General features: G+C 60.1%; 18 protein-coding genes. 11 read left to right on the plus strand and 7 right to left on the minus strand.

Going from position 1 to position 18,577, the window contains the following annotated elements:
- Window positions 1-2 precede the first annotated feature (2 nt).
- Window positions 3-1,562 (minus strand): glutamine-hydrolyzing GMP synthase, encoded by a 1,560-nt coding sequence (guaA, locus tag AB1E42_RS07875; protein WP_368343702.1) that lies wholly within the window; start codon window positions 1,560-1,562, stop codon window positions 3-5.
- Between the two features lie 185 nt (window positions 1,563-1,747).
- On the opposite strand from guaA, the gene AB1E42_RS07880 reads away from it, so the two are divergent.
- On the plus strand, window positions 1,748-3,298 hold the full coding sequence (locus AB1E42_RS07880; protein WP_368343703.1) for a trimethylamine methyltransferase family protein: 1,551 nt from the start codon (window positions 1,748-1,750) through the stop codon (window positions 3,296-3,298).
- Here the strand turns inward: AB1E42_RS07880 and AB1E42_RS07885 are convergent.
- A complete protein-coding gene (locus AB1E42_RS07885; protein WP_368343704.1) occupies window positions 3,291-3,587 on the minus strand; it encodes a DUF6477 family protein in 297 nt (98 codons plus the stop codon). The genes AB1E42_RS07880 and AB1E42_RS07885 overlap by 8 nt on opposite strands.
- Window positions 3,588-3,815: 228 nt before the next feature.
- Between AB1E42_RS07885 and AB1E42_RS07890 the strand changes: the two genes are divergently transcribed.
- Both AB1E42_RS07890 and lipA read left to right on the plus strand, forming a co-directional pair.
- Entirely contained in the window at window positions 3,816-4,973 is a 1,158-nt protein-coding gene (locus AB1E42_RS07890; RefSeq protein WP_368343705.1) for a DUF6456 domain-containing protein, read from the plus strand.
- Between the two features lie 112 nt (window positions 4,974-5,085).
- Complete coding sequence (lipA, locus tag AB1E42_RS07895; RefSeq protein WP_368343706.1) at window positions 5,086-6,042, plus strand: lipoyl synthase; 957 nt, start codon at window positions 5,086-5,088, stop codon at window positions 6,040-6,042.
- 3 nt (window positions 6,043-6,045) lie between these two features.
- On the opposite strand, the gene AB1E42_RS07900 is transcribed toward lipA, so the two are convergent.
- Complete coding sequence (locus tag AB1E42_RS07900; RefSeq protein WP_368343707.1) at window positions 6,046-6,879, minus strand: cytochrome c family protein; 834 nt, start codon at window positions 6,877-6,879, stop codon at window positions 6,046-6,048.
- A 76-nt stretch (window positions 6,880-6,955) separates the two neighbouring features.
- A complete protein-coding gene (locus AB1E42_RS07905; protein WP_368343708.1) occupies window positions 6,956-7,432 on the minus strand; it encodes a cytochrome c in 477 nt (158 codons plus the stop codon).
- 90 nt (window positions 7,433-7,522) lie between these two features.
- Here AB1E42_RS07905 and AB1E42_RS07910 point away from each other — a divergent pair, with 90 nt between their 5' ends.
- The 4 genes from AB1E42_RS07910 (at window position 7,523) to AB1E42_RS07925 (ending at window position 11,149) form a co-directional block, all read left to right on the plus strand.
- Complete coding sequence (locus AB1E42_RS07910) at window positions 7,523-8,395, plus strand: LysR family transcriptional regulator (RefSeq protein WP_368343709.1); 873 nt, start codon at window positions 7,523-7,525, stop codon at window positions 8,393-8,395.
- 154 nt (window positions 8,396-8,549) lie between these two features.
- A complete protein-coding gene (dusA, locus tag AB1E42_RS07915) occupies window positions 8,550-9,491 on the plus strand; it encodes a tRNA dihydrouridine(20/20a) synthase DusA (RefSeq protein WP_368343710.1) in 942 nt (313 codons plus the stop codon).
- 72 nt (window positions 9,492-9,563) lie between these two features.
- Entirely contained in the window at window positions 9,564-10,385 is an 822-nt protein-coding gene (locus tag AB1E42_RS07920; protein WP_368343711.1) for a sulfite exporter TauE/SafE family protein, read from the plus strand.
- On the plus strand, window positions 10,379-11,149 hold the full coding sequence (locus tag AB1E42_RS07925) for a hypothetical protein (RefSeq protein ID WP_368343712.1): 771 nt from the start codon (window positions 10,379-10,381) through the stop codon (window positions 11,147-11,149). Before AB1E42_RS07920 ends, AB1E42_RS07925 begins: the two co-directional genes overlap by 7 nt.
- Window positions 11,150-11,155: 6 nt before the next feature.
- Here AB1E42_RS07925 and AB1E42_RS07930 read toward each other — a convergent pair whose 3' ends face one another.
- The 3 genes from AB1E42_RS07930 to ccmI are packed head-to-tail and all read right to left on the minus strand — an operon-like array spanning window position 11,156 to window position 13,094.
- Window positions 11,156-11,404: a DUF1289 domain-containing protein gene (locus tag AB1E42_RS07930; protein WP_368343713.1), complete on the minus strand. Its 249-nt coding sequence runs from the start codon at window positions 11,402-11,404 to the stop codon at window positions 11,156-11,158.
- Window positions 11,401-11,877 carry a Holliday junction resolvase RuvX gene (gene ruvX / locus AB1E42_RS07935; RefSeq protein WP_368343714.1) on the minus strand — a complete coding sequence of 159 codons (477 nt, stop codon included), beginning with the start codon at window positions 11,875-11,877 and terminating at the stop codon, window positions 11,401-11,403. Before ruvX ends, AB1E42_RS07930 begins: the two co-directional genes overlap by 4 nt.
- Window positions 11,874-13,094 carry a c-type cytochrome biogenesis protein CcmI gene (ccmI, locus tag AB1E42_RS07940; protein ID WP_368343715.1) on the minus strand — a complete coding sequence of 407 codons (1,221 nt, stop codon included), beginning with the start codon at window positions 13,092-13,094 and terminating at the stop codon, window positions 11,874-11,876. The genes ruvX and ccmI overlap by 4 nt, the downstream gene beginning before the upstream one ends.
- A gap of 187 nt (window positions 13,095-13,281) precedes the next feature.
- Between ccmI and AB1E42_RS07945 the strand changes: the two genes are divergently transcribed.
- From AB1E42_RS07945 to AB1E42_RS07960, 4 genes are read left to right on the plus strand one after another with little or no spacing between them, the layout of a single operon-like run.
- A complete protein-coding gene (locus AB1E42_RS07945; protein ID WP_368343716.1) occupies window positions 13,282-14,529 on the plus strand; it encodes a sarcosine oxidase subunit beta family protein in 1,248 nt (415 codons plus the stop codon).
- Between the two features lie 12 nt (window positions 14,530-14,541).
- A complete protein-coding gene (locus tag AB1E42_RS07950) occupies window positions 14,542-14,871 on the plus strand; it encodes a sarcosine oxidase subunit delta (protein ID WP_368343717.1) in 330 nt (109 codons plus the stop codon).
- Window positions 14,868-17,879 carry a sarcosine oxidase subunit alpha family protein gene (locus AB1E42_RS07955; RefSeq protein WP_368343718.1) on the plus strand — a complete coding sequence of 1,004 codons (3,012 nt, stop codon included), beginning with the start codon at window positions 14,868-14,870 and terminating at the stop codon, window positions 17,877-17,879. Before AB1E42_RS07950 ends, AB1E42_RS07955 begins: the two co-directional genes overlap by 4 nt.
- Window positions 17,872-18,435 carry a sarcosine oxidase subunit gamma gene (locus AB1E42_RS07960; protein ID WP_368343719.1) on the plus strand — a complete coding sequence of 188 codons (564 nt, stop codon included), beginning with the start codon at window positions 17,872-17,874 and terminating at the stop codon, window positions 18,433-18,435. Before AB1E42_RS07955 ends, AB1E42_RS07960 begins: the two co-directional genes overlap by 8 nt.
- Window positions 18,436-18,577: the final 142 nt, after the last annotated feature.

An 18,577-nucleotide genomic window follows, 5' to 3' on the forward strand; every position in this document is an offset into this window, starting at 1 on the left:
GATTACTCCCACTCGATGGTTCCCGGGGGTTTGGAGGTCACGTCATAGGTGACGCGGTTGATGCCTTTGACCTCGTTGATGATGCGGGTCGCGGTTTCACCGAGGAATTCATGGCTGAAAGGGTAGTAATCAGCCGTCATGCCATCCACGCTGGTGACCGCGCGAAGGGCGCAGGCGTAATCGTAGGTGCGGCCATCGCCCATGACGCCGACAGTGCGGACGGGCAGGATCGCAACGAAGGCCTGCCAGATTTCATCGTAAAGGCCATGCCTGCGAATTTGGTCGATGTAGACGGCATCTGCCTTGCGCAGGATTTCCAGCTTTTCGCGGGTGATCTCGCCGGGGCAGCGGATGGCGAGGCCCGGGCCGGGGAAGGGATGCCGGCCGATGAAGCTGTCGGGCAGGCCAAGCTCGCGGCCCAGCGCGCGCACTTCGTCCTTGAACAGCTCGCGCAGTGGCTCGACGAGCTTAAGGCCCATCTTTTCAGGGAGGCCACCAACGTTGTGATGGCTTTTGATGGTCACAGATGGGCCGCCGGAGAAGCTGACCGACTCGATTACATCAGGGTAGAGCGTGCCTTGGGCGAGGAATTCGGCGCCTTCGATCTGATTGGCGTATTTCTGGAACACGTCAATGAACAAACGGCCGATGGTTTTGCGCTTGGTTTCGGGGTCACTTTCGCCGTCCAGCTCGCCAAGGAACAATTCCGACTCGTCAGCATGGATCAGCGGGATGTTATAGTTGTCGCGGAACATGGTGAGGACTTCTTCCGCCTCGCCCTGTCGCAGAAGGCCGTGATCGACGAAAACACAGGTGAGCTGATCGCCGATGGCTTCGTGAATCAGAACCGCGGCAACGGAGGAATCGACGCCGCCGGAGAGGCCGCAGATGACCTTTTTGTCACCGACCTGTTCGCGGATTTTGCGGATTGCCTCATCGCGATATGCGCCCATTGTCCAGTCGCCGGTAAACCCTGCGATACGCAGGAAATTTTCCAGCATCGTCTTGCCGTTGGGCGTATGGTGCACCTCGGGGTGGAACTGCACGGCGTAGAAGCGACGGGCCTCATCTGCGATCATTGCGAAGGGGGCGTTGGGGGAGGTGCCGATGACCTTGAACCCTGGTGCGAGGGTGGTGACGCGGTCGCCGTGGCTCATCCAGACCTCTTCGCGGCCAGACGTGAAGAGGCCGGAGAAGATACCGTCGCCACGATGGCCCTCAGCCGGGCTGACATAAGCGCGGCCAAATTCTGCGTGGTGGCCGCTTTCGACAAGGCCGCCAAGCTGGGTCATCATCACTTGCTGGCCGTAGCAGATGCCGAAAACCGGCAGGCCCATTTCGAACAGTTCCTGCGGCGCGCGGGGGCTGTTTTCCTCGGTCACGGAGGCAGGGCCACCGGAGAGGATCACGGCCTTCGGCGCCATCGCGCGGATGCTTTCGGCGCTGACGTTTTGGAAGGGATGGATTTCGCAGTAAACGTTCAGCTCGCGCAGGCGTCGCGCGATGAGCTGGGTGACCTGCGAACCGAAATCGATGATAAGAAGGCGATCATGCTGTGTCATGCAGGCGCAATAGGGCGGGCGGCAACGACTCGCAAGTCTTATGTGGGATTCGCGATCTTCAACGCGCCACGCGACGTGCAATGCGCGGCTGGTGTCGCTTTCGGAAGGAAAGGGGCGCAATTCCGTCACAGGCATTTCAGGTGCGGGGGTATCAGCATGCCAAACACCTAAGGAGGGCTTTGGGCATGTCGGATGTTGCAGCACGGGCAGGACGTCGCGGGCGCGGGGGCGGCGGTGCCGCGCGGAGGGCCGAACGCACGGCCGTAAGCGTGGAAACCGCAAAATTCATCGAACGTAACATACCGAACTTCGAGATCCTCAATGAAGAGGCGCTCGAGATCATCGAGTACAACGCCGAGACAATTCTTGAAGAGGTCGGTGTTAACTTTGTTGATAATCCTGACGCATTGGAGCGCTGGAAGGACGCGGGCGCCACTGTTGAGGGCGAACGGGTACGCATCCCGCGCGGGCTGGCACGCGAGCTGTGCAAGACTGCGCCGAGCGAATTCACGCAATATGCGCGTAATCCGGAGCGCTCTGTGGTTATTGGCGGGCGCAACCTTGTGCTGGCGCCTGTTTATGGCCCGCCCTTTGTCCGCGACGCTGACGGTGGCCGCCGCTATGCGACGATGGAAGATTTCCGCAAATTCGTGAAGCTCGGCTATATGTCGAAGTGGCTGCACCATTCGGGCGGCACGGTTTGCGAACCGACCGATATTCCGGTCAATAAGCGCCATCTTGATATGCTGCTTGCGCATATGACGCTTTCGGACAAGCCCTTCATGGGATCGGTGACAGAGCCAAGCCGTGCGCAGGATTCGGTTGATATGGCGGGCATTCTGTTTGGCGAAGAGTTCGTTCAGCAAAACACGGTCATGACCTCGCTGATCAACATCAACTCGCCGTTGACCTTTGACAGCATCATGATGGGCGCGCTGGAAGTTTATGCGCGGAACAATCAGGCCGCGATCATTTCGCCGTTCATCGTCGGTGGCGCGATGGCGCCGGTTTCGGTGGCGGGTACGTTGACGCAGGTTCTGGCGGAAGTTCTGGCAGGTGTTGCGTATAGCCAAATCATCCGTAAGGGCGCGCCGGTGATTGCGGGAACCTTCGTGACCTCGATCGACATGAACTCTGGCGCGCCGACCTTCGGCACACCTGAAGCGGCGCATATCACCTATGGCTGCGGGCAGCTGTTCCGCCGCCTTGGCCTGCCATATCGCTCGGCCGGTTCGTTCAACGGTTCGAAATTGCCTGACGCACAGGCGGCCTACGAGACGGCAAACAGCCTGAATGCGGGCCTGATGGCCGGCGTGAACTTCATGCTCCACTCCTGTGGCTGGCTGGAAGGTGGCCTTGTTTCGTCCTTCGAGAAGTTCGTGATGGATGCGGATCAGTTGGGCGTTTTGCACCATCTGGCAAAGGGTGTCTCGGTCGATGAGAACGGGCAGGCGATGGATGCGATCCGCGAGGTTGGCCCGGGTGGGCATTACCTTGGATGTGCGCACACGCAGGCGAACTTCAAATCGGCGTTCTGGCGCAGTGATCTTCTCGACTACAAGCCCTTCGAGACTTGGGACGAGGAAGGAGCGCGGGATACGCAGGCGCTGGCCAGCATTCGGGTGCAGAAACTGCTCGACACCTATCAGAAGCCAGCCATGGATCCTGCGATCGAAGAGGCGCTCAACGCCTATGTGATCAACAAGAAAGCAGCGGAGCCGGATAGCTTTATGTAATCTGGCTTCGGGATGCGGGGGCAAGGGCCGCCGCTTCGCCCATAATCGCCGTCAGAAGGCCGATGTGATGTTTAACATCATATTCCGGCGACTTCTGGCGGCGTTTTTGATTCAGGCTGTCCTCAAGATCGAAAAGCTTCGCTAAGGCGTCATCCGCCCGCAAACCGGGGTGGGATAGGATCGTTTGCGCCGCGGCGCCGGTACGGTAACGCGCCAGACCGGCGCGCGCGGTTTCGATCAGCAGGCGTGGGCGGCGCAGGGCGGTGAGTTTGTGGATTGTGTCGCTCATTTGGCGTTCCTCCTTTTGTACAGTGGGAAAGCCTACACCCGGTTACAGGGGCGTTGCGCGGGTCGGGAGGAACCGTGCGATGGGCTTAGAATTGTTTATCTTTTGGAAACAATTCTGAAGAGAGTGACCATGTGCCTTAACGCTTGGGTAAGAAACTCCCTTCAGTTTGGTTAACGGTGAGGCGGGTGCGCGGGCACTGCCGTGGGAAATCGAACCAAAGGAGCTACGATGGCTACCATCCACAGTGATGGGTGCGACATCACTTTTCCTGACTGGGTGCCGGTCGCAGCACAAAATTATATCGCTCATACGGAGCGGGGACTGTCGATCCGTGCGCTGGCGCGGGCGCGTCAATGCCACGCTTCGACCGTCTTGCGACAAGTGCGCCGTTTCGAGAGCCGTCGCGATGATCCGCTGGTGGATGACGCTCTGCGGCAGTTGTCATCGGGGGTTGTTGGGGCTGGAAACAAACAGGAGTACTGCGAGATGAAACATGTGAGTTTTGGTTGTTCTCCTGCGCAGGGTCGCGCCGCGCTGGATGTTTCGGAAAGGGAGGTTCTGCGGCTTGGCGGGGGCGTTTTGGAAGCGCTTGCGGTGCCTTCGGCGGTGCTGGTGGCGGGTCGCCAGCTAGAGACGGCGGTGGTTATTCGTAATGCGCCGGATGGCACCACTGAAACGCTCGAAAGAGTATCGCGTGATATCGTGCAAGCGATGGCGCTGCGGGAATGGATCGTTAGCGCAGGCGGTGACGCGCCTGTGATGCGCTACAAGATCACTAACGCGGGACGGACCGCGCTGAACGGGATCAATGCCGGAAAGCCGAAGAAATCGCTTCGTTATCGTGCTGTCGGATATGATGACGGTCAAGGACTGCGGGAGGCACCGGCTGGATATGCTCTGGATGGGGATTGGGAGCCTGTGGCGCATGAAGCGGTCTGGAAGGATCGGCAGGCGCGGATTGCAGCGGGCGAAACGCCGCTATTGGGTCTGGCGCGGCGGCGCGACAAGGGCGGCCAGCGGTTTCTTACCCGCGAAATGGTCGATGCTGGTGAGCGGTTGCGGCAGGATTACGAGTTGGCGGAGCGGGCAAGCACTGCGGAGATTGACTGGGAAGCTTGTTTGCAAGGAGCGCCATTTGGGGATTGGGTTAGCGGCAGCCAAGCCCGCGCGGCCGGAGAGCGGGTGGCGGCAGGGTTGGCGGATTTGGGCATGGGGTTGGGCGAGGTTGCACTGCGATGTTGCTGTTATCTGGATGGGCTTGAGCAGGCGGAACGGGAATTGGGATGGGCGGCGCGCTCGGGAAAGATCGTTTTGCGCATCGCACTGGACCGGCTTCACCGTCATTATGAGGCGCAGTACGGGCGGTTTGGGCCGTTGATTGGCTAGGACAGGACGCTTGCAAGCGGCGCAATCCTGCCATGCACCGAAGCAACAGCGTTGGACAACTGGCCACCAGAGCGATAGATGAAAGCCAGCCAGCAGGAGGAAAGGCATATCGATGGCGTCGCGCGATCTGAAAATCCCCGAACAGCGTCACCCCGAAAAGGCCCATCGGCCCGACAACGCCCAGCCGCGAAAGCCGGACTGGATACGCGTGAAGGCGCCGACATCCGCCGGATATAAGGCCACGCGGGACATTATGCGGGACAATAAGCTTGTCACCGTGTGCGAGGAAGCGGGCTGCCCGAATGTGGGCGAATGCTGGTCGCAGGGTCATGCCACGATGATGATCATGGGGGAGATCTGCACCCGTGGCTGTACCTTCTGCAATGTGGCGACCGGACGCCCGCAGGCGCTTGATGCGTTCGAGCCGGGGCGGGTCGCCGATGCGGTCAAGAAACTTGGGCTGAAACATGTGGTCATCACATCAGTTGATCGTGACGACGTTGATGACGGCGGGGCGGAACATTTCGCCCAGACGATCCGCGCGGTGCGTCACCAGAGCCCCGAGACGACCATCGAAATCCTGACGCCGGACTTTTTGAAATGTGATCCGTCGGTGCTTGAAACCGTGGTCGCGGCAAAGCCGGACGTATTTAACCACAATCTTGAGACGGTTCCGGGTCTTTACCCAGAAGTACGCCCTGGCGCACGGTATTTCCATTCATTGCGGCTATTGCAGCGGGTCAAGGAGATCGACCCGACGATGTTCACCAAATCCGGCATCATGGTCGGATTGGGTGAGGACAGGCAAGGCGTGACACAGGTGATGGACGACATGCGTGCGGCCGATGTGGATTTTCTGACCATCGGGCAATATTTGCAGCCGACGTCGAAGCATCACAGGGTTGATCGCTTTGTGACGCCAGATGAGTTCAAAGCCTATGAGAAAGCTGCCTATGGTAAAGGTTTCCTCATGGTTTCGGCCACGCCGCTGACGCGCTCCAGCTATCACGCGGGCGATGATTTTGCCCGGTTGCGGGAGGCGCGGCTGGCAAAGATGGCTGCGAATTAATCTTTACTCCACCGGCGGTACGGCTTTGAGGTATCGGGCGATGGCCATGCGGTCATCGTCGCTCAGGCGTGATGTATTGGCGATAACCTCTATCATCTTACCGCCAGCAACATCGAATTCCGGCGTGAAGCCCGATTGCAGATAGGCTGCGATTTCTTCGATGCTCCAGTTCAGGCTGGCGCTGGTGATATTGGGAATGCGCCCTTCGCCGGAGGGATGGGGCGCGCCGCCGAGCCATGCGGTGCGTTTAAGGCCGCCGAGCGCGTTGCGGGGGGTATGGCATTCACCACAATGACCTAGGGCCTCGACCAGATAGCGGCCACGGGCGATGTCATCAGGTAGTGGATCGGGTAAGACGGGCGCGGGGTTGGTGAACAGTGCCTTCCAGAAGGCCAGCGTCCGGCGGATATTGAATGGGAAACCTACCTCATGCGGCGGTGGCGTGGAGGAGACAGCGGGCAGGGTGCGCAGATAGGCGATCAGGTCCGCTATATCGCTCGACGCGGCGCGCTGGAAGCTGGCATAGGGGAAGGCGGGGTAATAATGGCTGCCTTCAGGCGACGCGCCAAGCGTGATGGCGCGGACAATGTCGCGATCGCTCCACGCCCCGATGCCGGCAGTTGTGTCTGTTGAGATGTTGGGTGCGATGAAGGTTCCGAACGGCGAAGGGAAACGCCGCCCGCCCGGCAAGGCGGGGAGGCTGCCAGCGGCCCAATCGGCCTCGGGCGCGAGGTGGCAGGACGCGCAGCCCGCAGCCGCAAAGATATATTCGCCGCGCTTGGCGTCGCCTTGCAAGCCGGCGAGATACCCCGCCGGCAGCTCACGCGCATTTGTCAAAGCAGCGAACCCGCTGACAATCATGAGCGCAAGGACGAAAAACCCTGCAATGAAGGCTCTTTGCGGCGTCATTGCGCTAGTTGGACTGGCGATATGCCCTGTGACATGCGCCGCAAGCACCGCCAACAGCGCCGAGTGCGCTTTGAAGCGAGGCCAGATCGGTGCCCGCATTCGCGGCCAAGCCTTCGGCAGCGGCAGTGAGGGCCTCGGCTTTTTCTATGACATCGGGGATGTTGGCCCAGATCGCAGGCAAGGCGCGGGTGCCTTCGACGGAAGCGTTATCGGAGCCTGGTGCCCAGTAGCTGCCTTGCATCAGCTGGCTAAGTGCCAAGATATTTGATGCGGCGGCGCTGGCGCGTTCTGCGTCATATTCCGCGTTGCCCTGTGCCATTGCGCCGACAATGCCGAGGTTATGCGCGTAGAGACGCATATGGGACTGGCGCGCGGTGATCGCGCCCTGAATCGCGGGATCGATATGGCTTTCCGCCACAGCGACACCGGCAGGAGCAGCAAGCGCGAGCGCCAAACAAAGATTTCTGAGAACTTTGGCCATTGTCATACCTCCTGAATTTCTCATGTGACAAAGGTGAGCTGTGAGCATATTAAAAGGAAGTCACCATTATTGCACGAAGGCTCCTAAATTATGCACAAGCTGAATTGGGATGACTTGCGCTTTGTGCTCGCCGTGGTGGATGCAGGATCGGTCAGCGCGGCAGCAAAACTCATGGGGGTCAACCATGCGACCGTGCTGCGGCGGGTCGGTGCGGTGGAGGAGGCTGCGGGGCAAATCCTCTTTGACCGGACAGCACAGGGTTACAGGATCATCCCTGATCAACTTGCCATTATTGACGCCATGCGTGAGGCCGAGGGCGCCATTGGCGCGGTCAATGCGCTACTGAAGGGGCATGAGGCGCGGCTAACGGGGCGGGTGCGCGTGACCTCGACCGATACGTTCTGCCAATATGTGCTGCCCGAGGTGATCGCGGAGATCACCGCACGGGAACCGGAGTTGAGCGTCGATCTGCAATCCAACAACCTGCATATCGACCTTTCGCGAATGCATGCGGATATCAGTGTGCGCCCGACGATAAAACTAGGAGAGAACCTGATCGGAGAGCCTGCGGGGCAGATGGCTTTTGCAGTTTATGAAGCATGCGAGAGAGCGCGGGAGGTCTGGCTTGCGCCGACGGGGGCGTTGACCCGCTCGGCGGTTTCCGGATGGATCGAAGCGCGCGACGATGGCTTGCCGGTGCGCTCTGGTGCGGACAGTTTTATCGTCATGCGGGAAATGGCGGCGGCAGGGATGGGCCGCGTTGTGCTGCCGGCAATCCTTGGGGAGGGCGATGCGCGATTGCGGCAGATGGATATGGCGGGAGCTGCGTCGTTGCCAAAAGTGCCGATTTGGGTGATCAGTCATCAGGAGCTTGCGCACGCGCCACGACTGCGCCGCTTGCGGCGGCAGATTGCGGAAGGGTTGCTGGCGCGGGCCGAGCTGTTTGATCCACAAATTGGGTGAATGAGGTAAGGTGGTGGTTTTCACCACGCGCACGTCTATGTATAGCCTGCAGCGAAACAGACCAACACCGCTATCATACACCGTGATGAAGAGGGGGGACGCTCCTTTGCCAAGCCAGATTGCTGCCCGCGCCTCTCGCCTATCGGTCGCGCCAATGATGGATTGGACGGATCGCCATTGCCGGTATTTCCATCGTCTGATGAGCGCGAAAGCGTTGCTTTATACCGAGATGGTCACGGCTCCGGCGATTGTGCGGGGCGATCATGCGCGGCTGTTGGCGCATGATGCGCGTGAGCACCCTCTTGCGCTTCAGCTTGGCGGCTCTGACCCCGATGAGCTTGCGGCGGCGGTGCGGATCGCGACGGAATTCGGCTATGATGAGTACAACCTGAATTGCGGCTGCCCATCGGACCGCGTGCAATCGGGGACGTTCGGGGCGGTGCTGATGAAAGACCCCGGACGCGTGGCCGAGTGCGTCGCGGCGATGCGGGATGTGTCTCCGGTGGATGTGACGGTGAAATGCCGCATTGGTGTGGATGAGCAGGAACCGGAAGAAGTTTTGCCGGAGTTTATCGCACGGGTGGTAGCGGCAGGGGTGGAGCGCATCTCGATCCACGCGCGTAAGGCGTGGCTGCAGGGGTTATCACCTAAGGAAAACAGGGACATCCCACCGCTGGATTATCCGCTCGTTTATGAAATGAAAGCGCTGTTTCCGCATTTGCATATCTCGATCAATGGTGGGGTGATGTCGCTCGACGAGGTGACGGCGCATTTGGAGCAGGGGATGGATGGGGTGATGGTGGGCCGTGCGGCCTACCATGCGCCGGCGGATGTGCTATTGGGCGCGGATCAGGCTGTGTATGGCGCAGAAGGAAGCGCCAAGACAGCCGAGGATGTTGTTCTGGAAATGCTGCCTTATATTGAGGCGCATTTGGAGAGCGGTGGGCGCCTGCACCAGATCACACGGCATATGCTTGGCCTGTTCACAGGGCGGCCCGGCGCACGCGGCTGGCGGCGGGTACTGTCCGAGCAGGGCACCCGCGACGGCGCCAGTGTCGCAACCGTGAGGGAAGCGTTGGGGCGGGTCACGGGCTGAATTTGCCGCTTGCGGAAAGTCCCAAATTCCGGTGAGTTGCGGGCGATAGCGGCGCGCGGGCGGGAGAGAGTCATGGAGCCTATGACATTGATCATAACTGCTTTGCTGATCCTTGCACTTGGCGCGGTGGCCGGTGTGCTGGCTGGGATGCTGGGTGTTGGCGGCGGCATCGTACTGGTGCCCGGGTTTGTCTATATCTTCACTTCGCTTGGCTATGATGGCCCGATGTTGATGCAGGTCTGTTTGGCGACTTCGCTTGCGACGATCATCGTGACATCGGCGCGGTCTGTGATGGCGCATCACAAGCGCGGCGCTGTGGAGTGGGGCATTTTGCGCGGCTGGGCTGCGGGGATCGCTTTGGGAGCGGTGCTGGGTGTTGCCGTAGCCGCGTGGCTGAAATCGGATGTTTTGCAGTTGATTTTTGCGGGTTTGGCCTTTTGCGTCGCGCTTTACTTGATTTTCGGTCGGACGCGGTGGCAGTTGGGAACCGAGATGCCGCGTGGGGTTTTGCGGATGATCATTGCGCCTGTGATCGGCTTGTTATCGGTTCTGATGGGGATCGGTGGTGGATCGCTTGGCGTTCCTCTGATGAGCCTGCACGGGGTACCGATGCACCGCGCGGTTGCGACGGCGGCGGGATTTGGCGCGCTGATTGCGGTGCCATCGGTGTTGGCATTCCTTTTCGTTCCGGTCGATGCATCGTCGGCGCCACCGTGGACGGTTGGCGCGGTGAATGTGCCGACGTTCCTGATCGTGATCTCGATGACGCTGATTACCGCCCCCTACGGCGCGACGTTGGCGCATCGGTTGGATGCGAAACGGCTGCGGAGGGCGTTCGGGTTTTTCTTGATCTTTGTCTCGCTTAATATGATGCGGAAGGCCGTTGGATGGTAGAGTGGATTGAAGATGCACTGTCGAGCCAAAGCTTCGCGGTATTGCCACAAGATCAGGGCGTTCTGACGTGGGCGGAGGCCGCAGCGGCAGCCGGAAAGCGGGTTTTGGCCGATCCTGAACAACGGGCGAAGTGGCTGCGGCATGGTGAGACGTGGTTTGTTGGTGTTGACGCGCTGCCCAATGCAGCGGACGGGTCGATTGACGGCGTTCCCTTGAAAGGGCCGTGGGAAGGCCAGATCAGTACATTGCCGTTGCATCCGGCGCAGTTGTCGGTGGTTTATCCCGGGTATCCGAAGCAAGACCCCGACGAGAGCGACGCCGCGCATCGGTTCCGGCGAGAGCGCTGTGCGGCGCATCTGGACGGGCTGTTGCGGGTGGGGCCGGAAAACCGGCGGTACCTAAAAGAGCCGCATGCGTGGGTATTGGGCCTGCCGCTGACCGACGTGCCTAACGCACCGTTGGTGGTGTGGGAAGGCAGCCATGAGATCATACGCGAGGCGTTCATGGTCGCCTTTGCAGGGATGCCACCGGCGATGTGGGGCGACATTGACGTCACCGAGATTTATCAGGAGGCGCGGCGCGAGGTGTTTGACCTTTGCGAACCGCGCGAAGTGCGGATGGTGCCGGGGCAATCAGTGATCTTGCATAGGCTGAGTATCCACGGGGTTGCGCCTTGGGGCGCGGGCGGTGGGAAAACGCCACGCATGGTGGCCTACTTCCGCCCCCTGATCCCAGAAACGCGGGATTGGCTCCGCGCGCCCTGAGCGCTGTTACTGACCTTGAAAGCGTGCGCTGCGGCCGCCGCGGCGCTTTTGCAAGCGCGGTGCGCGGCTTGGAAGTTCGGCCATGATCGCCTGCCGTTCTTCCGTGCTCATCCGCGACCATTGGCTGATCTCGTCAATGGAGCGCAGGCAGCCGGTGCAGAGCCGTTCAGCAGGGTGAATGACGCAGATCTTGACGCAAGGGCTGTCTATTTCCTTGCGTGCCCAGATGCGGTCGGTGTTTTGTGATGTGCTCACTGGTCGGCCCTCAGATGACGAATGCGGTCGAGTGCTCCTTGCAGGATATACGCGGCGGCGACATGGTCGATCACCTCTGCGCGACGTTTCCGTGTCGTATCCGCCTCTAGGAGCGCCCGTTCGGCTGCAACGGTGGAGAGGCGTTCATCCCAATAGGTAATCGGCACTTCGGTGAGCCGCGTCAGGTTGCGGGCGAAGGCGCGGGTGGATTGACAGCGCGCGCCTTCAGTGCCGTCCATATTGCGCGGCAGCCCGAGGACGATGCCGCCAATGTTACGCGCGGTAAGGATGGCGAGGAGCTTCTCCGCGTCGAGCGTGAATTTCTTGCGTTTGATGGTTTCGAGCGGGGTCGCCACGGAAAGAAATAAATCGGATACCGCGACGCCGATGGTCACTGTACCGAGGTCCAGGCCAGCCAGCGCGCGGTGGCTTGGCAGCGCGTCGAGGAAATCGGTGATCTCCTCATGGATCATTCGACTGCCACTCCGGCAGATTGGGCAGCGGCGCGGAGTGTTTCCATAGCGGCTTCGGAGGTGCCAAATACTCCGCGGGCCTCGAGCCAGATCGCCTCGGCCTGTTCGGTATCGCCCAAAACGCCATAAGCGTTGATCAGGCGCGCCCAATCGCTGGCGGGTCCACCCTCGTTGGCGAGCCTGTCAGAGAGCTGCGCGACCATGCCACGGATCATCGCGTCGCGGTCTTCGGCGTTCATGTCGGAAGCGGCGGCGATATCAGCGGCGGAGGGGCCACGCTCGGGAGGCAGGGTGTATTCGAGGCCTGCCTTGAAGGCGGCTTCTTCGATCTGACCCCGCGCGAGGCGCACATGGAGGCTCTCTGCGTCGCCCTTTTCGACCACATCACGCCAGAGACGGAAGGCGATATCGGGACGGTCGGTTTGGGAGTAGAGCTGGCCCATGTAGTATGCAGCAACGATGCTGTCGCTTTCGCGGGAGACGATCTCGTTCAACACGGCTTGTGCTTCGAGCGAGACGACCCCGTTGGCGGCGGCAACCATCATATCCACGAGATAGGCCAATTCTTCCGTGGTGGTGGCGTTGCCTTTGATGCGGATCACCTCGTTCTGGGCGCGTGCTGCGGCGGCGAAATCACCCAATCGGCGCTCGATCGATGAAAGATAATGCCAACCTTGAAGTTCGTCAGGATTATCGGCCACGATCTGGCGCAGACGGGTCACGATTTCTGTTTGGTCATCGGGCAACTCGATAGCGGGCCGGGCGGCATCGGGGACGGCGGCCTCTGCTTCGGCTTGGGTGGGGCGGTCGCGGAGCATCTCGGCTGCATTCGCGAGCCTGTCAGCGCGCGGAATATCGGGATAGCCGGGTGCCCCGAGTTGCCAGTAGAGCGCGCCGCCACCTGCAAGGGTGCAGAGGAGGGCGAGGACGACTATTCCGCGCGACAATCCTTGCGGCGCCGTGCCTTGAGGAGCAGGGACAGCTTGGTCTGCGGCCAAGAGCCTGCGGGCAATTTCTGTGCGGGTGCGCTCGGCTTCTTCGGGTGCCAGAACACCGCGTGCAAGATCGCGTTCAACCTCGGCAAGCTGATCTTTGTAAAGGAGCACGTCAGCGTTGGCGTTTGGCGCCGTATCGGCCTGTGGCCGGCGCAGCAATGGTAACGCGATGTAGAGCGTCGTGAGCAGCGCAAGCGCGATGACCGTGGCCCAGAAAATCATATTGTCTCCGTCGAATATTTCACCCTACCTAGCGGGCGTTGCGATGCTTTGAAAGCCCTGCTGCGGTCACTTTGACGACATGTCGCATTCTCACGGAATTGTGGCGTTGACAGTCGTTACGAAAAAGGGCCGAAGGTCCAGTTAGAACACGCAGTCGCCCCGGGCCAGAAAGAGGGATTCGGCAGTCATGAAAAAGTACTCCGTATTTGCCGTCGCGCGTGAAGCGCTCAGATATCACAGCGGATGGGAACGCGCTTGGGCGAGCCCTGAACCAAAGAAGAAATATGACGTCATCATCATTGGTGCGGGCGGGCATGGTTTGGCTACGGCCTATTACCTTGGCAAGAATTTCGGGATCACCAACGTGGCGATCATCGAAAAGGGCTGGCTGGGTGGCGGCAACACGGGCCGGAATACCACGATCATCCGTTCGAACTATTTGCAGGATCCGTCAGCCGCGATCTATGAAAAGGCGCGTTCGCTCTACGAGACGATGAGCCAAGACCTGAACTACAACGTGATGTATAGCCCGCGCGGCGTCATGATGCTGGCGCAAACCCAGCACGAGATCCGTGGCTACCAGCGGACCGCTCACGCGAATGCGTTGCAAGGCGTGAAAACCGAGTTCATCAGCCCGCAGCGGGTGAAGGAACTGGTGCCGATCATCAACATTGACGGGCCGCGCTATCCTGTTCTGGGTGCGCTGTGGCAGGACCGTGCGGGAACGGCGCGGCACGATGCGGTTGCGTGGGGCTATGCGCGGGCATGTTCTGATATGGGCATGGACGTGATCCAGAAATGCGAAGTCACTGCCGTGCGCCGCGAAGGTGGCAAGGTTGTGGGCGTTACCACCAACCGCGGGGACATTGACTGCGACAAGCTCGGTGTCGTTGTTGCGGGGCATACGGGGGTGCTGGCCGATATGGCGGGCTTCCGCTTGCCGATCGAATCCGTGGCGCTGCAGGCGCTGGTGAGCGAGCCGATCAAGCCGTGCATGGATGTGGTTGTGATGGCCAACACGGTTCACGGCTACATGTCGCAATCCGATAAGGGCGAGATGGTCATTGGTGGCGGTGCTGACGGGTATAATAACTACACCCAGCGCGGATCGTTCCATCATATCGAGGAAACGGTGCGCGCACTGGTCGAAACCTTCCCGATGATCAGCCGGTTGAAGATGCTGCGCCAATGGGGCGGGATCGTCGACATGACCGGCGACCGTTCGCCGATCATCTCCAAAACACCGGTTGAGAACGTATTCATCAACTGCGGCTGGGGAACAGGCGGCTTCAAGGCCATTCCGGGATCGGGCTGGGCGATGGCCGAACTGATCGCCAAGGGCGAACCGGGGCCGCTGGCCGAGGAATTTTCGATGTGGCGTTTCCGTGAAGGGAAATTCATCGATGAAAGCGTCGCCGCTGGCGTTGCGCACTAAGGAGGCACGGATATGCTGACACTCAAATGCCCCTATTGCGGCGTTCTTGCCGACGAGACAGAGCTGCACCCGGGCAGCGAGGCGCACCTGAAGCGCTATGGACCGGGCAGCTCGGACGACGAGTTCGAGGGATACCTCTTCATGCGAGAGAACCCCAAGGGCGTTCACTTCGAACGCTGGCGCCATGTGTACGGCTGCGGAAAGTGGTTCCTCGCTGCGCGGGATACCAACACGCTTGAGGTCTTTGGCACTTACAGCGCGCAGAGCACCGAACCGCCACAAGAGATCAAGGATGCCATCACGGCCAAACGGCCCGGTTGGAGCTGGAGGGAATTTCAATGAGCACGCGTCTTTCGAGCGGGGGCCGTCTCGTCAATAAGGACAAGCCGGTCGAGTTCCAGTTCAATGGCAAACGGATGAAGGGCTACGAGGGCGACACGTTGGCCTCGGCGCTGCTGGCCAATGACCAGATGCTTGTGGGACGGTCGTTCAAATACCATCGTCCGCGCGGCATCGTTGCGTCGGGTGCGGAAGAGCCGAACGCCTTGGTGAACCTCGGGCAGGGCGGCAAGTTCGAGCCGAACCAGCGGGTCACGACTACTGAGCTGTTTGATGGGCTTTATGCTACCAGCCAGAACCACTGGCCGACGCTGGAGTTCGATATCGGTGCGATCAACACCTATCTGGCGCGTTTTCTGCCGGCGGGCTTCTACTACAAGATGTTCATGTTTCCGCGTCCGTTCTGGAAGCATGTTTATGAGCCGTTCATCCGCCAGTCTGCGGGCCTTGGTAAAGCACCGAAGGACCGTGATGCGGATACCTATGAGCATTTCTATGCTTTCTACGATGTTGTCGTCATTGGTGGTGGCATTGCGGGCCTGACGGCTGCGCTTGAAGCCGGCAAATCCGGCGCGCGTGTCCTCGTTATGGAGCAGACCGCTGCTTGGGGTGGCCGTGCAGTTGTCGATGGTGTGGAAATCGATGGGCAATCTGCCGAGGATTGGGTGGCTGCTACCGTCGAAGCATTGCAAGGCATGGAGAACGTGGAAATCCGCACCCGTTTGATGGGTGCTGGTGTTTATGATCACGGCTATCTGCTCGCCTATGAGCGGCTGCGCGATCACCTGCCGAATGAAAAAGGCCCACGGCATCGCCTGTGGCGCATTCGCACGAAGCAGATCGTTACCGCCACTGGTGCGATTGAGCGTCCGCTTTCCTTCGCTGGGAACGACTTGCCGGGCGTGATGCTGGCGAGTGCGGTGCGCGACTATGTGGTCAACTGGGGTGTTTCGATTGGCGACCGGACGGTCGTTGTCACCAATAACGACGATGCCTACCGCACCGCAATCGTGCTGAAGATGGCAGGGCTTGATGTGCCTGCGATAATTGATGCGCGCCAAGGTGGCGGAGGTGCATTGATGGATGAAGCACGCGGTTTGGGCATTCGTGTCGAAACCGGCAAGGCGGTTGCCAAGGTGAAGGGCAAGGGCCGCGTGACTGGCGTTGCCATTTGTGCGCAGGCTGGTGAGGGCGGTGTGCTCGACGAGATCGCCTGTGATTGTGTTGCGATGTCTGGTGGCTGGTCGCCAGTGGTGCATCTGTGGTCCCATTGCGGTGGCAAGCTGATCTGGGACGATGCACAGGCCATGTTCCGCCCTGATCCGGCGAAGCCACCTACAGGTGCGGCAGGCGAGGCATTTGTCATTACCGCAGGGATCGCCAACGGTCACCTACGCAGTACAGAGGCCGTAGCCGACGCGTTTGAAGCGGGTCGTGCAGCGGCGAAAGCTGTTGGCGGTAAGGTTAAAGCGGGTAAAGCGCCTGTGGCGGCTGATAACGATGAGGCTGCACTGGAAGCCATTTGGCTGATGCCGCAGGGGGCTTCGATCAAGCTGCGTATGAAGGCTTGGCTCGATTTCCAGAACGACGTGAAAGTCTCGGATGTGCAGCTTGCGGCGCGTGAAGGCTTCGAAAGCGTTGAACACGCGAAGCGCTATACCACCTTAGGCATGGCGACCGATCAGGGTAAACTGAGCAACATCAATGGCTTGGCGATCCTTTCTGATGCACTGGATCAACCAATCCCGCAGACAGGGACGACCACGTTCCGCCCACCTTACACGCCGATCTCCATGGGTGCGATTGCCGGTGAAGCGCGCGACGAGTTGTTCCAGCCGATCCGCCGGACGCCGATGCATGAGTGGCATGAAGCCAACGGTGCGGATTTCGAGCCGGTGGGCCATTGGCGGCGTCCTTATGCTTTCGTCCGGTCGGGCGAGAGCGTGCATGACGCGGTGAACCGTGAGGTGATCAACACCCGCGAGAAACTCGGGCTTTTGGATGCATCGACGCTTGGTAAGCTGATCGTCAAAGGGCCGGATGCCGGCAAGTTCCTCGATATGATGTACACCAACATGATGAGCACTTTGCCGGTGGGCAAATGCCGTTATGGCCTCATGTGCAACGAGAACGGCTTCCTCTCTGACGATGGCGTCGTTGCGCGGATCGACGAAGATACTTGGCTCTGCCACACCACGACTGGTGGCGCGGATCGTATCCATGCGTGGATGGAAGACTGGCTGCAATGCGAGTGGTGGGATTGGAAGGTCTACGTTGCCAATGTCACCGAGCAGTATGCGCAGGTGGCGGTTGTTGGTCCGAACGCCCGCAAGGTGCTGGAAAAGATAGGTGACATGGATGTCTCGAAAGAGGCGATCCCGTTCATGCAATGGGCCGATGGCGAGCTGGGTGGCATCAAGGCACGGGTTTACCGGATTTCGTTCTCTGGTGAGCTGAGCTACGAGATTGCAGTGCCTGCGAGCCAAGGCCGCGCGTTCTGGGACATGTTGCTTGAGGCGGGTGCAGAGTATGGCGTGATGCCTTATGGAACTGAATGCCTACATATCATGCGGGCCGAGAAGGGCTTTATCATGATCGGTGACGAAACCGACGGTACGGTGATCCCGCAAGACCTCAATCTGAACTGGGCGATTTCCAAGAAGAAAGAGGATTTCCTTGGCAAACGGGCGCAAGAGCGGAGCCACATGGCCGATCCGAACCGTTGGAAGCTTGTGGGCCTTGAAACTCTTGACGGCTCGGTTTTGCCGGATGGCGCCTATGCCGTGGCACCGGGGCTGAATGCCAACGGGCAGCGCAATGTGATCGGGCGGGTGACATCGACCTATCATTCGCCAACGCTGAACAAAGGCATCGCGATGGGGCTTGTGCTCCACGGTCCTAACCGGATGGGCGATGTCATCGAGTTTAGCAAGGTTGATGGATCGACCATCAAGGCGCGGATCGTTGATCAGGTCTTCTACGACAAGGACGGGGAGAAGCAAAATGTCTGAGGCGGTAAGCGTGATGAATGGCGCCGAGCGCGGCACCTCGATCCGTGTGCGTGATGCGGGCCTTCAGGGGATGATCACCCTGCGGGGCGATCTTTCCGCAGCCAAGCTGAAAAGTGCGGTGAAGGCCGCGACCGGCCAAGCAGTGCCAAAGGCGCGTGGTATCGCCTATGCGGACGGCAAGGGCGTGGCGTGGATGTCGCCGGATGAGTTGTTGCTGCTGGTGCCTTACAGTGAGGCGGATGCCGCTGTTGCGGCGCTTGAAAATGCGCTTGCGGGAACGCATTCCCTTGCGGTGAATGTATCTGATGCGCGCGCGTTCTTCGCTGTCGAAGGCGCTGGCGCACGGGAGGTGATCGCCAAGATCGCCCCTGTGGACATGCATCGCGACAGCTTCGGCCCTGGTGAGCTGCGGCGCACTCGTATGGCGCAGGCAGCGGCTGCATTCTGGATGAGCAGTGAAGAAACGATACATGTGATCTGCTTCCGCTCCGTCGGGCAGTATATGTTTGACCTACTGTCCACGAGTGCCGAAGACGGGCTTGTCGGCGCGCTTTAAGGTCGCGTGACTGTATACAACTACTACGGCCTGCCATCCACATGGTGGGCCGTTTTCTTTAGCTGTGGCGGTTCTTATGAGCGCGACGCGGCCTTGCTCTGAAATCGAGTTACCTCCATAGTTGTAAAAAAGCTGTGTGAAA

Origin of the sequence: Pelagovum sp. HNIBRBA483, from assembly GCF_040931995.1 — a bacterium.
GTDB lineage: Bacteria > Pseudomonadota > Alphaproteobacteria > Rhodobacterales > Rhodobacteraceae > JAEPMR01.